This is a genomic window from Alkalithermobacter thermoalcaliphilus JW-YL-7 = DSM 7308 (assembly GCA_001584565.1).
Lineage (GTDB): Bacteria > Bacillota > Clostridia > Peptostreptococcales > Peptostreptococcaceae > Alkalithermobacter > Alkalithermobacter thermoalcaliphilus.
On record LSFY01000001.1, the window covers coordinates 1751117 to 1773297 of the forward strand.

Below are 22181 nucleotides of genomic sequence, written 5' to 3' on the forward strand. Positions count from 1 at the left end.
ACTTGGTTATCTATTTGCTAAATCCGTATATATTTTCTCAACACTGTCTAAAATATTGTAACATTTATCTTTATATTCTCGTAAATCCTTTTTATTATCTTCTTTTATAAACGATTTAAACTCTTGCTTATCTCGTAGTATTACACCAAAATCATATCCGGTATTTATTTTAAAATCAAATAAACATTCATTCAATGTACTCATCCTGCTATTATATTTGACTACATTACTTTGTTAAGACATAACAATCACCTTTATACAATACAAACCTATACTAATATATCCATCTTATAAGTAAATTATAATTCTTTATTGATAATATTGTCAATATTTAACAACTTTATTCTCGAATGCACAAATAAAATTGTATTGACAAGTACAAAGTATTTTGATATTTTAACTTTGACGGAGGGAATAATTCCTGTACCGTCACAACTCGCAGGAGCTTTATCTATGCGAGATTTTTTATTTTGCATAGATTTTTACAATAATAAAGTTTTAATAAGATGTCATTATTAATGAAAATTACTTTATTAGATATAATAAAATTGTGTAAAGACTTAAGACACAAGGTTTTGAACAAATTTATAATAAATAAAATTAAAAACTATGGGTAAGGAAGTACGTCTATGAGGACTGTAGATACAAAAATAATATATAATAAGAATGGTTGGATTTTACACCTTGTCAGAACAAGAGATGGGATACTGGATACCATAACCTTACAATATCCCATGAAAACTGGTATTAAATCCGTAACAAAACGAAATAGTTTTCCCTTTTGGCTGGGCAGCACAGAAAATGCTTGAGGCTTTTATTAATTTTATATAGTTAGTAGTTTTAGTATATACATAAGGCTTTGTTGATTTTTAAATTGACAAGGCTCTTTCTTTTCTTATATCAAAATTTATAACAAGGACGGATTTTTGCATAAAAAAAATTTATATACTTAATTAGGGATAATTATGTTTTATAGTTAAAAAATCCTAATTATTTGCGTTTATAACTTCTATTGTTGATAATGCTCCGTTTTTCTATCCATTTCTCGCTTCTCATAACTTATCTATTGTAGACTGCCTGGTTTTAAAATCGTATTCATGCTAAATTACGTTTTTTAATATATTTTTCTCTGTTTATAATTCTATTAATTGATATTAATACAAATTAATATAAACCAATTGTAATTAATACATATTAACTTGTATTAATCGGATTGTTTTAATACTACCAGTTTAAAATTTCTCTAAATTACTAATTCCCCAAAAACAAAATCTATAGTCTTTTCCTATAAACTTAAATTTAAAATCGTATTCGTTTTTAGAAACCTTTTTTGGCAAAAAATAAGGACTATTTCTATTGAAACAGCCCTATGAACACGATTTTAAACATCTATACATTTTTAAAAACACTTTTTATCGTGTAAATGTCAATATACTTTTGTACAAAAAGTGGAATATATTTATGTACAAAAATAATACTATGATGAAACATTGGACGAACTGCTAAAATATTCAACTTTAGATTTTAATCTGTAAGAAGGATCTTTTATAGATATAATATGAGAATGGTGAAGTAGCCTGTCTAATATTGCGTTAGCAATTGTTGCTGAACCAAAAACTTCTCCCCAATTTGAAAAAGGCATATTAGTAGTTATAATAGTAGAATGTTTTTCATATCGTTTAGAAATTAATTGAAAGAATATATTAGCTGTGTCTGTATCGATTGGTAAATAGCCAACTTCATCTATTATGAGTACTTTATATTTAGAAAAATGTTTTAATCTTGCTTCTAAACGATTTTCAGCTAACGCCTTTTTTAATTGAGCCATTAATTCTTGAAAGTGAATAAAATAGGTGGAATACCTATGTTTAGCACATTCTATACCCAAAGAGGTAGCAAGATGTGTTTTACCAACACCAGGTGTCCCTACGAATAAAATATTTTCATTATTTTCTACAAATCTTAAACTTTTTAGATCTAATATTTGTTTTTTGTTTATATTTGGTTGAAATTCGAATTCAAAATCATCAATTTCCTTAAGAAAAGGAAAGTTAGCTGTTTTTACACAAGCAAGAATAGCTTTTTCTTGTTTGGATTTTAATTCTAAACTGCTTAATTCATAAAGAGCATCTACTACACTTTTTTCACCTGAATTAATTATATTTAGATAAATATCTATATTATTTTTTATATTTGTTAAACCAAGTTCATCTAAGTTGTTAAGCAATTTTATATAATTATTCATTTTACCACCTTTCCTATAATAATTTATCTAAGCGATTTAAGTTTTCATGGCATATTTGATCTAAATTATCTGTATTTTTAATAGTATTTTTCATTATGTCTTTATAATGATCATAATCATAATTAATTTTTTTATCAGTTAATATATGGACAGAAATCAATTCTGTGTTAAAATATATATGTAACTCGTCTTTTATAATTTTAAGAGTTACAGTTTTATTTATGTATTTTTCAGGGACAGAGTATCTATTGCCCTTGTAATATATCATAGAATCTTTGTGTACTTTTACTTTATGGTCAAAGTTTAAGTAACTTTCTATGATATTTATGTTTGGTAGAGGTGATAGATACTCCTTCTCTTTTTGAAATAACAAAATTGGTGGAACTGAAGTAGTTTGATTGACTGATTGATTTACTTTTTTATTTATATTTTTTATTATATTTCTCAATTCATCTATATCTTTAAATTCATTATTATATGGAATTATCCAATCAATAAATTTATTGGCTGATTCAACTTTACCTTTAGTAAATGAATGTCTCGGTTTACACAATTCTATTTTAAAGTTAAAGTCATCTGCAAAAGCTTTCATTTTATTGTTTATCTTCCTCCTTCCATTTTCTATATCAACTACAGTTTTCATATTATCAAAGAGTATTACTTTTGGTACACCTCCAATCGTTTTGAATGCATTAATTAAACATTCGAATAAATCTTGTTGTGTCTTATTTTCCCTTAATTCAATGGTGTTAGTATATTAGTGTAGACACAAAAAGCCGAACACCTTAAAATATAAAAAGGGAAGGAAGTGTCTACAATGGCAAAAGGGCAAAAGTATTATACAGAAGAATTTAGAAAGACAATTGTAGAGCTCTATAACTCTGGTAAGAGTTTGGCAGAGCTTAGCAGCGAATATGGCATATCAAAATCAACAATCAATGGATGGATTAAGAAAGCTAAACCAATAACTGTGGATAAAGATACAACTATAACATCAGAAGAGTATCAGGCAATGTTAAAGAAGATGGCAAGGCTTGAGGAGGAAAATGAAATATTAAAAAAAGCCATGGCCATATTCGCAAAGAAGTAACCTCTATTTTTGAGTTTATAAATGATCATAAAGAAGAGCATGATATCACGCTAATGTGTGAAGTGTTAAAGGTTTCAAGAAGCTCTTTTTATAAGTATCTAAACAAAACCGAAAGCAAAAGAAGCGTAGAAAACAAGATGTACGAGGAAGAAATACTGAAGATCTATAAAGATAGTAAAGGTCGTTATGGTGCTCCCAAAATACATAAAGTGCTTCGTGAAGAAAGAGGACATGCCATAAGCCTTAAGAGAGTCCAAAGGATTATGAAAAAACTAAATATAAAATCCATAATTATCAAAAAATTCAGACCTCACTCTTCCAAAAGCAAAATAGAGGCTAAAGAAAACGTTTTGAAAAGAGATTTTTCAACAACTACAATAAATGAAAAATGGGTTACTGATATAACTTATATTTATACACTTAAAGACGGATGGTGCTATCTTGCTTCAGTTTTGGATCTTCATACAAAGAAAATTATTGGCTATGCTTTTTCAAAGACTATGGATACAGAACTAGCTATAAAGGCTGTAGAAAATGCCTACATAACTCAAAAACCAAAGAATACTGTTATACTCCACAGTGATTTGGGCTCCCAATATACAAGCTCTAAATTTGATGATTATCTTAATGAACATAATATAGTTCATTCCTTTAGCGGCAAGGGATGTCCCTATGACAATGCTTGTATAGAATCCTTTCATGCTACACTAAAAAAGGAAGAAGTAAACTTAGCTGCATACTATGACTTTGATGCTGCAAGGCTAGCTATATTTGAATATATAGAATCCTGGTACAACAGAAAAAGGCTTCATAGCAGTATCGGTTATATGACTCCTCAACAGCTTGAAGATGCTTTAAGAAAAACTGCATAAAAATTTGAGTTTTTGTGTCTACTATATCGACATAAATCCATAGCCAAGTTTAAAATTAAATACATTTACAACGAATTCTTCACCATATTTTGATGTAAGTTTTATTTCCTCCTTCCAATCTACTTGTGCTTGTTGGCCTTCGGCAGTTTCATATCTTGGATGAGCTTTTATTTTTTTAGTTGGCTTTAATTCTTTTCTTTTAATATATTTGTTAAAATTCGAGTATGTTCCTATATCATATCCTTTACTAACAAAGAATTCATAAACAGCTTTTACAGTAGTACCTTTTATGGCAAGCTTTTCTTTTATTTCATTATGAAACTTGTCCAACTTACTTGTTTTATTTTTATTTTTAGGTTTACCTTCGTATCCTTCATAATATTTTTTAACAGTTCTTCTATCTATTCCATACTCTCTTGCAAGCTCTGAAAAATTAGGCTTTAGTTCCATAACCTTTAATATATTTAATTGCGCTACAATATTCATCATATTTGGTATCCCTCCCATTAAGAAGGATACCAAATTCATGCACAATTTTGTACATTTTTATTTTCCACTTTTCGTTCATTTTGATTTTATCATTTACAATGATTTTGAAGGATTTTATTATGAGACAGCCTAAATAGGCTGTTGGGAAGCAATTTTGTTTTATAATTCGCAGCCTGAGGCTGCGAATTATACTTGTTTAGATAAAAACTAAATGTGTATTACCCCGTTGAAACCAATATATATAATGATATTTAAAGGAGTCAAGTATTTTTTCTTATGCAGTTTTTTTATACAGAACATAACTATATCCCTTTAAACCAAACCTTTGTAAAAGTTCTTTATTAGCTTTACGGTATTCAAAATTATATTTATCAATCAACACAGGAATAAGCCTTTTATAATTAATATACTTGTTTTCTTTTTCTACTACTTCTCCATCTATTATAATTTGTTTATCATAAATATCATCTAATATAACATAACCTTTTTTCATAATCTCTTCAAGTACATAGCTTTCTATTAAATCTTGTACTTTTCTTGTAAAACTACTGGATTCACAGCCCTTATAAATATCCCCAGCAACCTGTTCATCAAAAATATTCTGTATTAATACCTTGCTAACTGTCTTTATAGAACTATATCCTTTTTTTAACATCTTATTTGCCATTTCATCTGATTTTTGTATAACTTCACCTAAAGAAGATACTGTATAAAAGTTAATCATCCTTTGTCCTTGTTTTTTTGCAATTTCTTTAGCATTATCTAAAAGTGCTTCTGGCACATCTTCTTTAGGAACTTTGTTTATTAGTTTCAAAGCACAAAACAGATTTATATATTGGTTTGCCTGCTTAACATTCATCCCCAGTCTACCAGCTAAATATCTGTTTGAAAAAAAGAAGATATTCTGTCCGTCAAGACTGAATTTATCGAATGTAATATTCTCTAAACCTATCTGATTAATCTCTGCCAATACCCTTATGCCCCAACGTATAGTTTTATTTAGGCTTTTATATTGCTGTAGAAAAGATTTATCAAACAATCTATTCAAATTCTGTATATATTTTTCCTCTTGAGATTTTTTCCATCTTTTATCTGGCATTTCAATAGAAAATTTCTGACATAAATACTTAACAGCTTCTATAAATGTAATAGACTTCATTTTGCATACTATGTCAATAATGTCCAATCCATTTTCATTATGAAATTTACAAATAGGCGAATTACAAAAATATTTATATACACCTTGCTTATTTGTAATTACAGCCGAAGGGTGATTATCATCATGGAAGATACATCTAAAAGCTACATTAGGTTCTGATTTTATTCCGAGAACTTCTCCCATATCCTGCCTTCTTAAATAATCAACAATATCTTCAATAGTATTAAACTCTTTATTTTCCCATTCTTTAAGAACAACTATATCAGTAACCTCTTTTAGAACTGATGGTTTGCATTTTTCTTCTAATACCTTATTCTCTTTAATATTAGCCTCAATTTTTTTAGAAATATTATTTTGTATAATTTGTAAATCACATTGTAAAGCATCTGCAATCTCGTGCTGCGTATAGCGAAGATGAGAATCAAATTTTATACATTTTATTCTAAATGGATTCGATGGATCTTTTAAATGCATATAATTAGGAATACGGAGTATCCTGTTTAAATCTACAATATTGGGATCAGTGTTGAATTTATTGATTATAGCTTTTTGTATTGGTTTAAATAAACTCAAATCCTAATTCTCTTTCTTCAACAGCCAATAGAAATGAAATCCATTTTTAGTTTCAACAATAATTGAAGGTTCAATTTCAAACTGCTTCAACTGTATCAAAAAATCCTGCTTACTCTTTTCTATTTCGTCATCAGTCCTATATTTTATTATTTTCTTTCCATTCTCATCGAAACCAGTAACTTCTTTGCCAAAATCAGCATCTCCAAAATGTGCTGTAAGAGAAGTTATATCTTTACTTCTTTGCCCTCCGTTATTTACTACAAAAAATATTCCACATCCTTTTCCTTGGTATCTTTTAAATACCATTCGCATAAACTCATACTCTTCTTCAGTATCAAGCATAAGACAATTTTCACTTTTAGCAAATGCTTTAGTACTATCTTGAGCCATTCTAAAAAATACAGGTTGTCCTAATTCCTTAAAAGCAAGAAGAAATTGAAAATCATCTATTTGTAAATCCTTTCTATACTATTATCAAAACAAACATATATATATATCTATATCAAACACTTTGACCACCACCTTTGAAAATTATGTAAATGGCACTTCTAACAATAATTGGTGGTCTTATTAAATGCGAAAAAATAAAAGCCCTATTCAAATTACATTTTGAATCCGACTTTATCATTCTTATAACTGTTATCTAAATTAGTTTTCCTTTGATGTTTTTACTGTATCAAAACAAAAAGCCTTATGTCAAGTTTTACATACTTTTTGTTTTTTGTGAAAAAAGTACAACAATAAACTCCTAAATAGTGAGTAGTAGTAGGGGTTATTGTTGTACTTATTAACCAGTAATTTATTTTATCTATATTTTTATTTTAAAGCCTTGTTTATAAGTTTTTCTATATACTTTTTATCATCCTTTTGTAGAAGAACATTGCACTTCTCGAGTTCTTCCTTTGTAATAGTGCCTCTCCAGCTTTCCTTTATCTCTGATAGGCGGGTAGGAGTTACAATAAAAGAATTAAGTATTACGTTGGGATTAGTTTTGCATAAATTAGCTTGTAGCTCTTTTATTTTCTTGTACAACTGTATTTTAGGGTTTTCCTCTCCCCCCGAGATACTCCTTATTCCCTTTGGATCGATAAATGCAATATACTGCTTGCTTCCCTCTATAATCCACATTATGAAATCTGGATAAAAATTCCCGGCTTCAAAAAAAACTATGCCTGACTTTGCCTTATTTCTCAAAAGATAAAGCTCTTTATCATTAAAAAAATCCTTATTTTTTGTGCAGTAATCTCTTAAATCCAAAACAAACTGCCTTTCCCCTTCGTTAAGCTCAACTGGACTTACTGAAATATTATCCTCATTCTTGTCAACATGAATGAGAGGGGAATACAGATGCTTTTCAAAATCAATAATATCAAAGGTTCCATGAGAAAAACTTTCCATATTAAGTCCTTCAACTGACTTTCCCTCTGAAGCCTTTCTTAAAGCATCTACCAATGAATCAAGCCTTGCTTTTATGGTTTCCTTTTTTCCATCATCATAAACTGTTATACTGTACTCTCTAACAAAATTTCTATCGTCTTTTTCTAAACCACGATATTCAAGATTCGGCAGTTCGTAGGATTGTCTCATGTAATTATAAAATGCTTCACAATATTTTTTAAGAAGCACCGTAGTAATCTCCTGAAAGCGCATATAACTTCTAAAATCTTTGATTTTAAGGTCGTCTTCGGGAATCATAAGTATATACCAAGTATCATCCTGCATAATCTCTCTCAATACTCCCTTTGGTATGTTCAAATTGTACCATGATTTTTCATTTTTAAATCTTTCAAGCTCGAAATATACCTTGTCAAAGTCTACAAAAGCCAAATGTTCAGGCTTTAAGGTATCTATATGTTTGTTTACATTATCAGGTGAGCCTGATTTATCATCGCTGGAAATATATTGTATCCTCTGATAATAGTCAAGAACTATCTTCTTCATACCAGGGTAAGACGAAGGCAAATTAAGTACTGGCCTTGGTCCTTTTCGTTTAAAATCCAGCCCTTCCTTTAATTTAAGTGTTTTTAATCTATTTAATTTTTCTTCATCTAAATTTATTACCGTTTGCACAAAATAGTTAATCTTGTTTTCTTCATCAGGCATACCTTCTTCTTTTAAGTATTCCTTAAATTGCTGCATATAGTCCGCCCTAACGCCAAAAACATTAAGCGTTTCCACTAAACTTATAATGCTTTGAAACTTTTTAGAAAGCAGAGTTGAAGGAACATTCTCTGCTTTCTTACTTCTCTTTAAGCAGAATTCATAACCTTTTAATCTGACACCACGTCCAAATAGTTGAATAACCTCCGAACCTTCTTTTTTGCCCATATTCATAAGTCCCATGGTACTAACACGCCAGCTGTTCCAGCCTTCAGAAAACTTCTTTGAACCTATTAGTACATTAATAGTAGAGTTAGTTTCATTGATGCTTCTAAACAATGAGCTTGAAAAATCACGTTTTTCTGTATTAAGTCCAATATCTTCGCACAACTTTATAAGTTTACTGCTGTCACCAACATTTATGCAGCCAAAATAGTTTTCAGCATCTCCAACTTTTAATCCTATTTCTCCATCTGTTCCATTTAAAATATCTATATGAAGCTGTGCCCCTGGTATTGCATCTGCAAATATAATTTTAAGCATATCCATGAAAATAGCATCTTGAGATAAGCCTTTACCTTTAAGGTAGAAAAAACTGTCTCTAAATATCTCCCTGTTTTTACTATCAAGTAGCCCAGCATTACCACTTAAAAGCCTCTGTATATTATCTACTGTTTTATTTCTTTCATTTTTAATAAACCTATCAAAAAACAATAATATATCAATAACATCAGATACATTCTTTTTATTCTCGGTTCTAACGGCATTTACAGTACTACCTACAAATACTAAAAGAGGTTTTTCTATCATAAAAGGATTTAAAGCTTCCCTGTTTTCTTCATATATTTTAAGCTGCTGATAAAACATCATAAGACATGCAGTAAGATACAAATTTCGCATATCCTCATCTTTGTCATCTGCAAGGTTTAAAATATTATAATCCTTTCCATATCCATCACCATGGAAATACCTATAGGAATAATCAAAAATGATACACTTTGCGTATTCCTGTATAAGTTTAGAGTCATTTTTAACTGCCTGACCAAAGGTAGCAGAATACTCAAAGGAAAATCCCTTCTCACATAAAGTATCTCTTTTTTGTTTCCAGTCCTTTCCGCTGCTTCCCCTGTGTCCTTCATCAACTAAAACAAGATTATTCTTTTCAAAAAAATCTACTGCTACTGTTTTTTCCTTGGCTTCATCCTTAAGTTTATGAATATCAATGATTTCTATTTTTTTCTCACTATTTGTTAGTAATCCTCCAGCATTTTTATCAAACAGCTCGGCTTTAAATCCCGATAACTCAAGCTCTATAAGGTGCTGGTTTGAAAGACCCTCACTTGGAGTTAAAAGTATTACTCTGTTTATTTCCCTTTCTCTGCCGTGGAGTTTTAAATAATACATATATTGAAGTATATTTATGTGCATAATAAGCGTCTTACCAGAACCCGTCGCATTCCAAAAGGCAAGTTTATTTAAATCTTCCAAAGTATATTCATCTATCCTGTCAGCCTTTTCTTTATCGCTATTAAAACTTCTTACATATTCATTTAGTTCTTCCAAAAACTTATTAGGTTCAGAAAAATACTTATCAAGATAGATTTCAGAAAAAAGCAGAGAAAGATATTGAAAATACTTCCATTTAATTATATATCCCCTTTTTTCTGATATACGGAATGTATGTTTTACTATATTTTCATCATACTGTATAAGTTTACCCTGTGGAATAGCACATTGGCTGGCAAACTGCTCAATTAGTTCCTTGCAGTATATGGTATTGTTATTTTCGTCATATCCCTCATTTTCTACTTTCTTTATTTCACTTGAAAGTTCTTCAAATGAATTTACTCCAAAAAGATTAAGCATATACTGATTAAGCACTAATTTTTTATAAAACTCCAGTGAGGAAGCCTGTTTCTTTTTTGTCTGCTTTTTTGTTGCCACAAGACCACCTCCCTATATATCCTGAACATCAAACATTAAACGCTTGAATTCTTCTTCTATAAGCACAACCTTCCAAGTTTCGTCATTCTGTTTTATATTCATAAGGTTATTATCCCCATTTACATAAATTCGGTTGTATTTATTTTTTTGTGTGCTGTATCCTTTTATTTTAAAATATGCATCAAGTGCAGCATTATCCTTTGCAATATCCCCCGTTAAGGTACGCCAGATAATAAGCACTTTATCACCTGAAAGTGTATTTCCTTCTACAGCTTTAAAAGTATATTCTCCCTTTCCGAAATCACTTGATTTTAACTTTACTGCACCGAGAATTTCTGAATCTAAATCAGCTTCGGTATCAAAGCTCTCTTTTACACATATATTCGTAACTACAAGGCCTAAAAGGTAGTTAAAGGTTTCAACTAAATCAACATTGATTTCCTTTGTTTCTAATCCATCTGCTATTTTCATCTTATAATCAAAAGGATTTGCAAATTTATCAATATTTAAAAGAGACACGCTACTTTCTGCTTCCTTATCCAGCATATATGAAAGAATATATTGTTCTCTTATATCTTTATATTCATCAAGTGCTATCTGCTGTTCCTGCGTTCTCTTTATTTCAATGTTATTTAATGTGTCTTCGTAGGACTCAAGCTTTATGTATTTGAATATGTGACTTATGCCTTCACGTGAAACAGGTTTTCCATCTTTCCAATCTTTAGAATATATGACCTTCTGAACCCTTGGCTTTGTTACTGTATCAAAATATTCTCCCATTTCAACAAGTATATATTTTCGGCTGCCGCCATCTTCTCTATTAAGTTCAATAATTGCATTCGCTGTTGTTCCAGAACCAGCAAAGAAATCTAATACATATCCAAAATTATTATTAGCATGAAATATTATTTTTTTTATCAAACTTATAGGTTTAACAGTTTCAATTATACTACCAAATCCCAATTGTTTACCCACTTCATTTAATCCATTTTCTGCAGTCCCATAAATATCCTTTTCAAAAAAATGAGACCAGAATGGTGTATAAATTATACCTTCTTCATGTTCCGGTCGATATATAATATAAGGCTTACCTTCTTTAATGATTATTCGTTGTTCTTTTTCCAGTTTATTAATTTCATCAATACCAATTTTCCATTGCATGTTTTCATTAGGCATAATTCCTTTAATGGGAAAAATCATTGTCTTTCTTCCTCGCATACCATTTGAAGACATTTGACCTATTTCCTGAAGCCTATATACTCCTAATTCATCACTTAATGGATATTCTTTTTCTCCTTTTTTTTCAAGATTAAATTCTTGTTTTTTTTCACCCATTCTAAAAACATGAATATATTCTACTTTTGATTGTAACATATACTTTGCTGTTTCTGTATTTTGTGCTTTTGTTCTTTTTTCCCATGTAATATTTCCAACAAAATTTTGTTCACCAAAAATTTGCTTTTCTAAATTTAACAAATTAGAATTTTCATTGTCATCAATTGAAACAAATAACCTTGAATCTTGATTTGTAAAAATTTTACAAATCAAGATTCTATCAAACATCATAGATAACCAACTACTATGTTTATATTTATCTTTATATATAAAACCATCATTACCTGTATTATATGGAGGATCTATATAAACACACTTTACCTGCTCCTTATATCTCTCCATTAGTAAATTTAATGCCTGAAAATTTTCGCTTTTTATAAGCAATCCATCTGTTTTGTCATCTATATCCTTTATACTTTCAATCAACCTCTCTTTAAACTCTTCACTAAAAAAAGCAGTATCAAGAACAAGATAGGGATTGGCTTTTAAAAATTCTAAAGTTAAAGGTTCACTGTATCCATCAATCTCATCAATTGCAAAAAGTTTTTTCCACTCCTCAACCTGTTTTTTATTTTCAACTATTTCTGTGTAAAAATTTTCATCTATTCTATCAAGGGTTATGCAGTAATTTGCTTCAACTACAAACTTTTTCTTAAGCCAAAGTTTCTTTTGAAAGTTTTCTATTTGTTCAAGGAATGAAATAATCTTATAACCTATGTTTTTAATTACCTTAATTTTGGTTATATACTGCTCTATACGCACCTCATGCTCGGTATCAAGGTCATCCAAAAACATGACTTCATTTTTAAGGTAAAAATCAAGCTCCCTTCGCAAAAACCCACCTAAATCCTTATGAATAAAATAGTCAAAGGTATTACGTGCCGTATAATCAGTCAAATGCTTTTCTAAAACTGTCCTTTTAGGATTGGATTCGGTGGGTTTTAATTTAAATATTTCTATGAAATTACGATATTTTACACCTTCGCTGGTAAATATTTCGTTTATCTTTTTAACAGCATTATCAATTAAATCCTTTTGTTTGCTCTCATGTACCTTATATTCAAATTGTATATAAAGCTCATTATTTTCTATTTTTAAAGGTTCTTCTTCATAGAGTACAAACTTGCGTTCTTTATCTTTGTCTGATTTATTGTTATCTTTTTCTGTAGATGCTTCTACAAGCTTAAAATGTACCTTTTTACCTTCTGGTAATGTAAAAGTGTAGTCCCTAAAGTATTCAGTGGTTTTTATGTAATATTGGTCGGCATTAGCCCAATAAAGTTTAACTTCTTCACCTTCGTAGGGTATTGCATATACGCCCTGTTTATAGCGACGCTGTGATATAAAATCACCATTGCTGTAATAACGGCTGAAAAAGTCTGTAAGATGAGAATATATTTCTTCCTCCGCCTTTTCTATATCCATTCCCATATCAAGCTGGTTTTTAAGTGCTACATATTTGGCACTACTTTCATAAACTACTCCTGTATCATCCAGTGTCTTTTTCAGATCATCAAGCTCTTTTTTAAGGCTTTTCTGTTTTGAAGATATATATCTTTCTAATTGTGAACGCACCTGCGGCAAAAGCTCTTCACTTAAAAAGTTTTCAATTTCTTTTCTCCTGAAATTCATAATTCTATAAATACCAAAGTCAAGGTCTGCCTGATTAAGCTGAAACATTTGCTTAAGCAGCGATATAAGTTTTTCATAATTTTTACTCATGTATTTCAAACCTCCTTCTAAATTATTTATCTATTGTAAATATAACTTAATTTCTGTATTGATTTAAACTTACTATCATTTCAGTTACCGAGACAAACTTCAAACTATAGTATATCATTATACATAATACCGGACAATAGAATAATAAATGTAGCTCTGTTTCAAAAAGTACACTTTTTAGGACACATCATACTAATATCCTTAAATCCTTCTTTCCCACTTTTGAAACATCCCAAAAATCATCTTGACGTTTTAGGATACTTTTCATAGAATCATGCTGAAGGTGGTGAACTAATATGAAAATTGGTTATATTCGTGTAAGTAGCAAAGATCAGCATGAGGATAGACAAGTTAAAGCACTTCAAGATATTGTAGATAAAATGTACATAGATAAGACAAGTGGAAAAGATACTAACAGACCCTGTCTTCAAGAAATGCTATCATTTATCCGAGAAGGCGACATTTTATATATTGAAAGTATCTCTCGTCTTGCCAGAAATACAAGGGACTTCCTTGAGCTTATGGATACATTTACATCAAAAGGTGTTAGTGTTATTTGCCTTAAAGAACCAATAGATACTACAACACCTGCTGGGCGGATGATGGCAACAGTTTTTGCCAGTATGTATCAGATGGAAAGGGAAAACATAAGACAACGACAAAGGGAAGGAATAGAGGTTGCAAAACAAAGAGGAGTAAAATTTGGTCGACCAAAAACAAAAATGCCAAAGGATTTTGAAAAGACTATTAAAAGATGGAGGAATAAAGAAATTACAGCAGTTAAAGCTATGGAATTATTAGGACTAAAGCGTAACACCTTCTATCGTTTAGCACGTGAATACGAAACCAATCAAAGGGTGTAATACCCTTAATTTTTTTTGCAGTAAAATTTGATTTTGCTCCCGTCTCTATAATACAATCTAACTGTAATAAACAATCCCCCAATTTAGTTAGCTGTAAAGGAGGTTTTACTGTTCCATATTATACATTAGGGGGAATGGTAAAGATGAACAGGATTGATGCTATAATAAATTACAATGAAAAAGATTGTAAAATAAATGCATTTTTAGATGTACTTGCAGATATTCTGCAAGATGCATCATTAAATGAAGGAGCTTCACAAAAAAGTGAATCTCCTTCGTTTTTGATGTAATATACTTATTTTATGATTATAATTCCTAACGGAGGGCTAAATATGAATGAATTTAAAAATAAAGAAATCAAAAGAGCGTATATCTATACACGTGTTTCAACCGAGGAACAAACCCAAGGTTTTTCACTTGAAGCACAATCTGATGAGATAAAAAAATACTGTGAATATCACAATATTGCCATTAAGGGTGAATACTGCGATGCAGGAGTCACTAGAACTTCTATAGCGAAACGTGAGAGTTTTAAGCAAATGTTGCGAGATATTAAAACTAATAAAGACAATATAGATGCTATCATTATTTGGAAATTATCCCGTATTGGACGTAATATGTTAGATCTGGTTGATATTGTAAGATTTCTTGAGGAACATGATATTGTTATCGTTAGTATTACTGACAATATAGATACATCAAGCATGATGGGAAGATTTTTCTTTTACCTTGTTGGAGCTTTCGCTGAAATGGAAAGGGAAAACATTATCTCACAGGCAAAAAACGGCATGAAAAAACGTGCACAGGAAGGCTTATGGAATGGCGGTCCTGCTCCAATTGGCTATAACAATTTTAAGGATGGCAGGGGGCTTATAGTAAACCAAAAGGAAGCAGAAATCGTAAAGGCTATATTTGATATGTATACTAATAAAAGATGGGGGTATTCAAAGATTTGTCAATTTTTAAATAACAATCTTGATAAATATGCTACCAAGAATGATAAAAGCTGGAGCTATTCCACAGTGAAGCAGGTATTAGACAATCCCACTTACGCAGGCTACATCAGATGGGGAAAACAGCAAAACTGGTCTACGAAGCGAAGAAAGGGAACTACTGATGAATATATCCTTGTAAAGGGAACACATGAGCCAATTATAACCGAGGAGCTTTGGGAGCGAACAAAAGAACTTCGTAAAGACAAAAAAGCTCCTGAAAAATTGCAGAATATGCACTACCTATTGTCGGGACTGGCAAAATGTCCAGAGTGCGGAGCAAGTATGGTAAGTCAAAGAAGCTCAAGAAAGCGAAAGGATGGTAGCAAAGTTTGGTACAGATATTATTGCTGCTCCCAGTGGGCAAATAAAAAAGCTGTATGTAAACCCAATTTAATAAAAGCTAATTTACTGGAACAACAGGTAGTAGAAAGAATAATGTCATTTGTAAAAAATCCTAACCTGCCTGAAATTCTTGCGAAGCGACTTGGAAAATCAACTGATATAAAAGAGCTTGAGAAAAAGTTAAAATCAATAGAAGCAAAAATCAAAAAGTTAAAGGCTGATGAGGATAAATACTATGAATACTTGGTTGATGATAAAAAACTAAAAATATTAAAAGAGGAAAAGATACTTGAAAAAATAAGTGAAATAAATAAAGAAATGGAGCAGCTTGAAAGGGAAAAAGAAAATCTATCTACGCAAATTGATACAATTAGAAACAATACATTAAACATTGAAAAAATAACAAATATGCTGCAAAATTTTGAGGCTATATTTAACAATGCTCCAGCTGATAAACAAAAGGAATTGCTGCATACATTAATAAAGGAAATAAGGATAAAGAAAACCGACAAGCCGGAGGAAAGGCTTGCCGAGGAGATAATACTCCATTTCAGTGAAATTGACTTAATGAAATTCGGTAAGGAAGAAGATCAAAAACCGTTTGAGGTCACTTATGGTACGGTTCACCATTTATTATCCTAAAACTCCTGTAAACCTGCTCAAGCAATATAAGTCTCATTAGTTGATGAGGAAAAGTCATCTTAGAAAAAGATAACTTAAAATTTGATCTATCTAACACTTCTTTAGATAAGCCTAGTGATCCTCCTATTATAAATGTTATATTGCTATTTCCTTGTATTGTCAGATTCTCAAGCTTCTTTGCTAATTCTTCAGATGATAAACTTTTGCCTTCTATCGCTAAAGCAACTACATATGAATTATCTTTAATATTGGATAGAACTTTCTTTCCCTCTTTATCTTTTATAATCTCTATTTCTTTTTCACTTATATTTTCTGGAGCTTTCTCATCATCGAGTTCTACTATTTCTAGTTTACAATATTTAGAAAGTCTTTTTGAAAATTCGTCTATACCTAACTTTAGATATTTTTCTTTAATTTTTCCTACGCAAACTATTCTTATATTCATACTTATTTTCCTTCCATTTTGTATCTAGCGTGAACATATCCTTTAAGTTGAGCCATTTTTACTCTATTGTATCCAAGTTTTATAGATTTTTTTAGATTTTCAAATGCCTTTTCTTCATTGTCTTTTATAAGCTCTATTATAGCTAAGTTATAGTACGGTATACAAAACTGCTCATCTTCCTGTTTTGCTTTTTCAAAGTAATCTGTTGCCTTATTTAATAAGTTTGATTCTAAATAGCAAATTCCTATGTTGTTGTAAGTCATTGCCTTTAAATTATGAGTGTATACTCCATAGTTTAAAAATCTTAATTTTTTAAGCCAAGGTTTATTTTCAATATCTTTTAGAAATTCGTTAAATTTTTCTACTGCACTTTTATATTTCAATTTTCTCATTAGTTTTTTTCCTTCGTGAAAATTTTTCCAAAAAACTCTTTCAACTAATATCCAAGAAATTATAGGTATTAAAACTATATAATATTTTTTCTCTAATGCTGCAAATAGCATTAGAGTTACTATTATTAAATATACAAGTCTGTTTATTAAAACTCTTTTCATATTATCCTCCAAAACTAGAATCTAACTTTAACATTTATTATTGTTCCTTCTCTGTTTATTTGTATATCAACTTCATCTGATGGTCTATATTTATAAAGTTCTCTTATTAAAGAGCTCATATTTTTTATTTGTTTTCCTCCTACTTTAACTATTACATCTCCTACTTTTATTCCTGCTATTTGTGCAGGTGTTCCTCGGGAAACTTCTACAACATAAATACCTTCATCTGCTGATATATCTACTCCTGTTGCTTGTTCAAATACATCTACATTTACTCCTTTTATTCCAAGGTATACTCTTTCAAAGCTTCCTGTAGCAATTATTTGATCTACTATTGGCTTTGCTGTATTTATAGGTATTGCAAATCCAAGTCCTTCGCCACTTTGTATTTTTGCTGTATTTATTCCTATTACCTGTCCTGATGAATTAAGAAGTGGTCCTCCACTATTTCCTGGGTTTATCGATGCATCTGTTTGAATAAGGTCTTCTATAACTTCTGTTTGACTTATCGGTATGCTTCTATGAAGTCCGCTTATTACTCCTTGAGTTAGTGATCTTTCAAATTCAAGTCCTAATGGATTTCCTATTGCAATAGCTATATCTCCTACCTCTACTTTATCACTATCTCCAAGTTCTGCTACATCAAGGTCTTTTTTGTTTACGTGTATAACTGCTAGATCTAATGTTCTATCATACCATACAACTTTTGCTTCTTCTTTTGATCCATCGTAAAAAAGTACGTTTACTACTTGTGCATTTCCATCTCCTATAACGTGTGAGTTTGTTAATATATATCCTTTTTCATGTACTATTACTCCTGTACCAACTCCACTTGTTCTTCTATTTCCAAAGAAAAAGTCTCTTTCTACTGTAACTGTTGTTATTCCTACAACTGAAGGCATAGCCTTTTTTGCAACTGCTTTGTATATGTTTTCTTCTTTTATTTCATTTACTATTACTGTTTTTTGCTGAGGTTGCTGAATATGTGTTGTGTTATCATTGCTTTGTAAAAATGTAGGGGCAAAATATAATGTCAGCATACTTCCTATTATAGCTCCTATTAATGCTGTAGAAAAACTTTTCATAAATATCCCTCCTAATTTATACAGCGTATAGGTTTGAAGATATGTCTTTATCTAACACTTTCAAATTTACATCTTTTCCTACTTGTATATTATTCATCTTTAGTATGCTGTTAACTGTTTCAAATGCAAGGTCTGGAAAATTGTTTTCTTTGCTCAAATGAGCTAAAAGTATTTTTTCTGTTCCTGTTTTAACTAGATCTAAAGCAAACTTTCCTGCATCTTCATTAGATAAGTGGCCTTTTTTAGATAATACTCTCTTTTTTAGACTATATGGATATGGTCCCATCTTAACCATTTCAACATCGTGATTTGATTCTAATACTACTAGTTTTGAACTACATACATTTTTCTTTATGTTTTCACATACATATCCTAAGTCTGTTGCTATACTTATTTTTGTATTTCCAGTATCAAATGTAAATGCAACTGGATCTTTTGCATCATGATGTATTGAAAATGGAGTTATTTGAATGTCGTCTATTTCAAATTTTTTATCCGTTTGGAATATTTTTATATTTTTTTCATGTATACACCCTATTTTTTCTTTCATGGCATCGAATGTCTTTTGGTTTGCATATATTGGTATATCGTATCTTCTAGATAGTATACCTGCTCCCTTTATATGATCTGTATGCTCATGACTTATTAAAATTGCAACTATATTTTCTATTTTTATGTCAAATTTATCTAGTCCTTCTTTTATCTTTTTTCCACTAAGACCTGCATCTACTAGTATTCCTTTTTCTTTATATCCTATATAATGGCAGTTTCCACTGCTTGAGCTAGCTATTGAAGTGTATTTTAGCATATTAATTTCCTTTCTTTTTATATAGTAAAAGACCCTTAAGGGTCTTTAATATCTAATATAATTTAAAGGATTCACAGGCCTTCCATTTTTTCTTACTTCAAAGTGAAGATGTGGACCTGTAGATCTTCCTGTATTTCCTATTGTTGCTATAACTTGTCCTCTAGAAACTCTTTGTCCTACTCTTACATTTATTGTATTACAATGTGCATAATATGTTGAATATCCATTTTCATGATTTATTATCACAAGTTTTCCATAAGCCCCTTGAGTTCCTGCAAAAGATACAACTCCACCATCTGCAGCTTTTATTGGAGTTCCTATAGGTCCTGCAATGTCTATACCTTCATGCATTCTTCCCCATCTTGCTCCAAATCTTGATGTAAGTGTTCCCCTTGTTGGATTTATGAAAGCACCAAACGCCACAGTTGATGGTCTACTTTTAGTTCCTATAAGTATTACTTGATCTTGAGGCTTTTGTAGTTCTTCTTCATTTAGCACATTTTTATCTACAATTTTTCCATTTACTCTTACAATCTCTGCTTCTATTTTTCTTTTTCCTTCTTTTCCTATAACCTTTACTTTTCTCTCTCCTTTAAAGAGAGCATTTGTTTCTTCTTGAGTTACTTTATATGGGATTTTTTCTTCATATGAAGCTATTTCTATTGTTTTAAAGTTTATATATGGACTAGGAACAGACACATTTATTTCTTGTCCTATTTGAAGCTTTTCTACATTTATATCTGGGTTTGCTTTTTGGATATCTTCTACACTTATGTTCAGCTTTTGAGATATAGTCCAAGCACTGTCTCCTTGTTCTACTTTATAGGTTTTTATTTGTTCGGTTCCTAAAAGTATAAAGTTATAAGCACTTTCTATATCTTTTATGTCTGTAACTTTTGCGTTTTTCTTTACTATATTTACATCTTCTAAAAATGAAGCATCTTTTATATTTTCACTATCTATTTTTTCTATGTAGTGATTTTTTATTTTTTCTAGGAGCTTTCTAGCTTTATCTTCTTTTTTTAGATATACTATATCTTTTCCGTCTACATTTATTGCATATGCTTGTGTTTTAATGTCTATTAAACTGTTTAGTTTTTCTATTATTTCTTGATCTGATGATATTTTGTCTTTTGATACTCTAACTTTATCAAATGTTATTTGTTGATCTATATTTACATTTTCTTCAAAACCTTCTTTTATATCTTTTATTGCGTTATATACTATATTTTTATTTTGAACTATACCTATTTTTTGTCCATCTACTTTAACTTCATAGCTCACTCCAGAAAAATATATTCCATAACATGTAAATATAGTTATCAAAGACACTAATATATATATTAAGTTTTTATTCTTTAGTGCTTTTATATCTCTTATGTTAATCATAAGTTTTTCTCCTTTCTCATGCTCGTTTTTTATTATACCAAATATTTTCCTGATCTTTCAAGTTAAATGTTGGAATTTATTATTTCTTTTCTAGTTACCCCGTATTTTTCCCATATTCTAAAGAAGTCTTCTGATGTTACATTTTTGTATTTGTTTTCTTCATAATATTCTCTTAATGCCTTAAAGAATATTTCATCTCCTACTTGTTTTCTTAAGTTGTCTAAAAGAATTGCTCCCTTACTATATACATACATGCTGTATTCTAAAGAATTATTGAATTCTAGTGTGCTTTTAAATATATTTTTTGTGTTTTTACCAAATGTTCTTAGTTTCATTTCTTTCATAAGTTCTTCTTTCTTTTCTTTTGAGTATTTTTTTTCAAAGTATAATATAGTTGAGTATTCTGTTAATGCTTCATCTAGCCAAGGTTCAGTTATTTCATTGTTTCCTACAACTGAGTACCACCATTGATGGGCTGTTTCATGTGCTATTACATATTCTAAGAAAAATTTTTCACTTTCTTTATATAAGTTTTTGTCTATCATTACTAAGTTTGGATATTCCATACCACCTATAAAAAAGTCTGCTGCAACTACTGAATATGTTTCATATGGATATGTTCCAAATATATCATTAAATATTGATATAGCATCACTTGCTATGTCTATTGACTCTTTTCCCATATCTTCAAAAAAATAGCTATATACTTTTGTATTCCCAATTTTCCTTTTTAATATGTTAAATTTATCGCTTAAAATAATTGCAAAACTTCTAACTTTAGGAGCTTGTATTGTGTAATGAGTAAAATCATCCTTTACAGACTTGTCTTTTATAACTCCTGTAGCTGCTATTTTATATTTTGAAGGAACTTTTATACTTACCTTATAATTGCTAACATCACTATAAAAAGGGTCTCCTATTACTTCATAACTTCTTATATTCCATCCGTTGTCATCATTTACACATGCTATTGGATAAAAATTTGTTATATTTATCGTATTTTCTCCATATCCAAATCTTCCTAATGAATTTGGAAGTTTTACCTTGTAATCAAATATAATAGTTGTTTTTTCTTTTGGATTTAAATTGTATCCTAGTTCTACTTTTAATATATCTTCTTTTTTTCCCATTATTTTATATCTTATGTCGTAGCTTTCCCCTAAAACTTTCTTTATATCTATATAGCCTTTGTCAAATCCATTTGGGTATGCATATTTAAATTCATTTTTTTCAAATGGAGCATATTTTTCTTTTGAAAATGCATTAGGGTATATATGAAAATATATTGTATCTATAGCTTTATCTGTATTATTTATATATGTAACTTTTTGATTTATTTTTAAAGTTTTGTCTTTTTCATCAAATTCAATATTTATATCATAACTGTTTAACATTTCTTGATTATTTTCACTTATTGTAGGTGTATCCTTTGTAAATCTAAAACTTATAAGTAGTAATATTAGTAGTGGTAATATAGTTAACATCTTTTTTTTATTAATTATTACAACCAAGTCTATGCCCCCTTTTTG

Annotated in this window: 17 protein-coding genes and 1 pseudogene; 4 read left to right on the plus strand and 14 right to left on the minus strand. The window is 29.9% G+C overall.

Translation table 11 applies throughout. The features are described from left to right. Positions 1 to 6: 6 nt before the first annotated feature. The 3 genes from JWYL7_RS08985 to JWYL7_RS09000 all read right to left on the minus strand — a co-directional run bounded on the left by JWYL7_RS08985 (position 7) and on the right by JWYL7_RS09000 (position 2888). Positions 7 to 195, minus strand: a complete 189-nt coding sequence (locus tag JWYL7_RS08985) for a hypothetical protein (protein WP_066072013.1) — start codon at positions 193 to 195, stop codon at positions 7 to 9. A gap of 1282 nt (positions 196 to 1477) precedes the next feature. Further along, the gene (gene istB, locus JWYL7_RS08995) at positions 1478 to 2245 is read right to left on the minus strand and encodes an IS21-like element helper ATPase IstB (protein ID WP_066072019.1); all 768 of its coding nucleotides are present in this window, start codon (positions 2243 to 2245) and stop codon (positions 1478 to 1480) included. Between the two features lie 13 nt (positions 2246 to 2258). Further along, the gene (locus JWYL7_RS09000; RefSeq protein ID WP_331722130.1) at positions 2259 to 2888 is read right to left on the minus strand and encodes a Mu transposase domain-containing protein; all 630 of its coding nucleotides are present in this window, start codon (positions 2886 to 2888) and stop codon (positions 2259 to 2261) included. Positions 2889 to 3062: 174 nt separating this feature from the next. Between JWYL7_RS09000 and JWYL7_RS09010 the strand changes: the two genes are divergently transcribed. Beyond that, positions 3063 to 4207 (plus strand): IS3 family transposase gene (locus JWYL7_RS09010; RefSeq protein ID WP_331722131.1). Its coding sequence is split into 2 segments (ribosomal slippage): positions 3063 to 3309 and positions 3309 to 4207, totalling 1146 coding nucleotides; the frame shifts between segments, so codons are not numbered across the junction. A 39-nt stretch (positions 4208 to 4246) separates the two neighbouring features. Here JWYL7_RS09010 and JWYL7_RS09015 read toward each other — a convergent pair. From JWYL7_RS09015 to JWYL7_RS09035, 5 genes and pseudogenes are all read right to left on the minus strand, one after another. Next, positions 4247 to 4696 (minus strand): annotated as a pseudogene (locus tag JWYL7_RS09015) (IS21 family transposase); the annotation flags it as partial. Positions 4697 to 4970: 274 nt separating this feature from the next. Then, positions 4971 to 6428, minus strand: a complete 1458-nt coding sequence (locus JWYL7_RS09020; protein ID WP_066072027.1) for a CHC2 zinc finger domain-containing protein — start codon at positions 6426 to 6428, stop codon at positions 4971 to 4973. A 3-nt stretch (positions 6429 to 6431) separates the two neighbouring features. Further along, on the minus strand, positions 6432 to 6818 hold the full coding sequence (locus tag JWYL7_RS09025) for a hypothetical protein (protein ID WP_066072030.1): 387 nt from the start codon (positions 6816 to 6818) through the stop codon (positions 6432 to 6434). A gap of 426 nt (positions 6819 to 7244) precedes the next feature. Next, positions 7245 to 10472, minus strand: coding sequence for a DEAD/DEAH box helicase family protein (locus JWYL7_RS09030; RefSeq protein ID WP_066072034.1), 3228 nt, complete (start codon positions 10470 to 10472; stop codon positions 7245 to 7247). A gap of 12 nt (positions 10473 to 10484) precedes the next feature. Continuing rightward, positions 10485 to 13529, minus strand: a complete 3045-nt coding sequence (locus tag JWYL7_RS09035) for a site-specific DNA-methyltransferase (RefSeq protein WP_066072037.1) — start codon at positions 13527 to 13529, stop codon at positions 10485 to 10487. Between the two features lie 296 nt (positions 13530 to 13825). Here JWYL7_RS09035 and JWYL7_RS09040 point away from each other — a divergent pair, with 296 nt between their 5' ends. From JWYL7_RS09040 to JWYL7_RS09045, 3 genes are all read left to right on the plus strand, one after another. Further along, complete coding sequence (locus tag JWYL7_RS09040; protein ID WP_061858554.1) at positions 13826 to 14392, plus strand: recombinase family protein; 567 nt, start codon at positions 13826 to 13828, stop codon at positions 14390 to 14392. A gap of 143 nt (positions 14393 to 14535) precedes the next feature. Beyond that, on the plus strand, positions 14536 to 14682 hold the full coding sequence (locus JWYL7_RS10615) for a hypothetical protein (protein WP_156473382.1): 147 nt from the start codon (positions 14536 to 14538) through the stop codon (positions 14680 to 14682). Positions 14683 to 14724: 42 nt separating this feature from the next. After that, positions 14725 to 16371, plus strand: coding sequence for a recombinase family protein (locus tag JWYL7_RS09045; RefSeq protein WP_066072040.1), 1647 nt, complete (start codon positions 14725 to 14727; stop codon positions 16369 to 16371). Here JWYL7_RS09045 and rlmH read toward each other — a convergent pair. The 6 genes from rlmH to JWYL7_RS09075 all read right to left on the minus strand — a co-directional run bounded on the left by rlmH (position 16337) and on the right by JWYL7_RS09075 (position 22163). Further along, positions 16337 to 16816: a 23S rRNA (pseudouridine(1915)-N(3))-methyltransferase RlmH gene (gene rlmH, locus JWYL7_RS09050; RefSeq protein WP_066072043.1), complete on the minus strand. Its 480-nt coding sequence runs from the start codon at positions 16814 to 16816 to the stop codon at positions 16337 to 16339. The two genes, JWYL7_RS09045 and rlmH, sit on opposite strands and share 35 nt — an antisense overlap. A gap of 2 nt (positions 16817 to 16818) precedes the next feature. Next, on the minus strand, positions 16819 to 17370 hold the full coding sequence (locus JWYL7_RS09055) for a tetratricopeptide repeat protein (protein WP_066072046.1): 552 nt from the start codon (positions 17368 to 17370) through the stop codon (positions 16819 to 16821). 14 nt (positions 17371 to 17384) lie between these two features. Then, positions 17385 to 18455, minus strand: coding sequence for a serine protease HtrA (gene htrA, locus JWYL7_RS09060; RefSeq protein ID WP_066072050.1), 1071 nt, complete (start codon positions 18453 to 18455; stop codon positions 17385 to 17387). Between the two features lie 16 nt (positions 18456 to 18471). Continuing rightward, the gene (locus tag JWYL7_RS09065) at positions 18472 to 19263 is read right to left on the minus strand and encodes an MBL fold metallo-hydrolase (RefSeq protein ID WP_066072053.1); all 792 of its coding nucleotides are present in this window, start codon (positions 19261 to 19263) and stop codon (positions 18472 to 18474) included. A gap of 45 nt (positions 19264 to 19308) precedes the next feature. Further along, positions 19309 to 20652 carry a peptidoglycan DD-metalloendopeptidase family protein gene (locus tag JWYL7_RS09070; RefSeq protein ID WP_066072055.1) on the minus strand — a complete coding sequence of 448 codons (1344 nt, stop codon included), beginning with the start codon at positions 20650 to 20652 and terminating at the stop codon, positions 19309 to 19311. Between the two features lie 62 nt (positions 20653 to 20714). Next, positions 20715 to 22163 carry a M1 family metallopeptidase gene (locus tag JWYL7_RS09075; RefSeq protein WP_066072058.1) on the minus strand — a complete coding sequence of 483 codons (1449 nt, stop codon included), beginning with the start codon at positions 22161 to 22163 and terminating at the stop codon, positions 20715 to 20717. Positions 22164 to 22181: the final 18 nt, after the last annotated feature.

Coding starts and splice junctions, on each gene's coding strand:
- JWYL7_RS09040 (WP_061858554.1), top strand. CDS start 13,826: ATGAAAATTGGTTATATTCGTGTAAGTAGCAAAGATCAGCATGAGGAT.
- JWYL7_RS09045 (WP_066072040.1), top strand. CDS start 14,725: ATGAATGAATTTAAAAATAAAGAAATCAAAAGAGCGTATATCTATACA.
- JWYL7_RS09065 (WP_066072053.1), bottom strand. CDS start 19,263: ATGCTAAAATACACTTCAATAGCTAGCTCAAGCAGTGGAAACTGCCAT.
- JWYL7_RS09035 (WP_066072037.1), bottom strand. CDS start 13,529: ATGAGTAAAAATTATGAAAAACTTATATCGCTGCTTAAGCAAATGTTT.
- JWYL7_RS09055 (WP_066072046.1), bottom strand. CDS start 17,370: ATGAAAAGAGTTTTAATAAACAGACTTGTATATTTAATAATAGTAACT.
- JWYL7_RS09025 (WP_066072030.1), bottom strand. CDS start 6,818: ATGGCTCAAGATAGTACTAAAGCATTTGCTAAAAGTGAAAATTGTCTT.
- JWYL7_RS09070 (WP_066072055.1), bottom strand. CDS start 20,652: ATGATTAACATAAGAGATATAAAAGCACTAAAGAATAAAAACTTAATA.
- htrA (WP_066072050.1), bottom strand. CDS start 18,455: ATGAAAAGTTTTTCTACAGCATTAATAGGAGCTATAATAGGAAGTATG.
- JWYL7_RS10615 (WP_156473382.1), top strand. CDS start 14,536: ATGAACAGGATTGATGCTATAATAAATTACAATGAAAAAGATTGTAAA.
- rlmH (WP_066072043.1), bottom strand. CDS start 16,816: ATGAATATAAGAATAGTTTGCGTAGGAAAAATTAAAGAAAAATATCTA.
- JWYL7_RS09000 (WP_331722130.1), bottom strand. CDS start 2,888: ATGAAAACTGTAGTTGATATAGAAAATGGAAGGAGGAAGATAAACAAT.
- istB (WP_066072019.1), bottom strand. CDS start 2,245: ATGAATAATTATATAAAATTGCTTAACAACTTAGATGAACTTGGTTTA.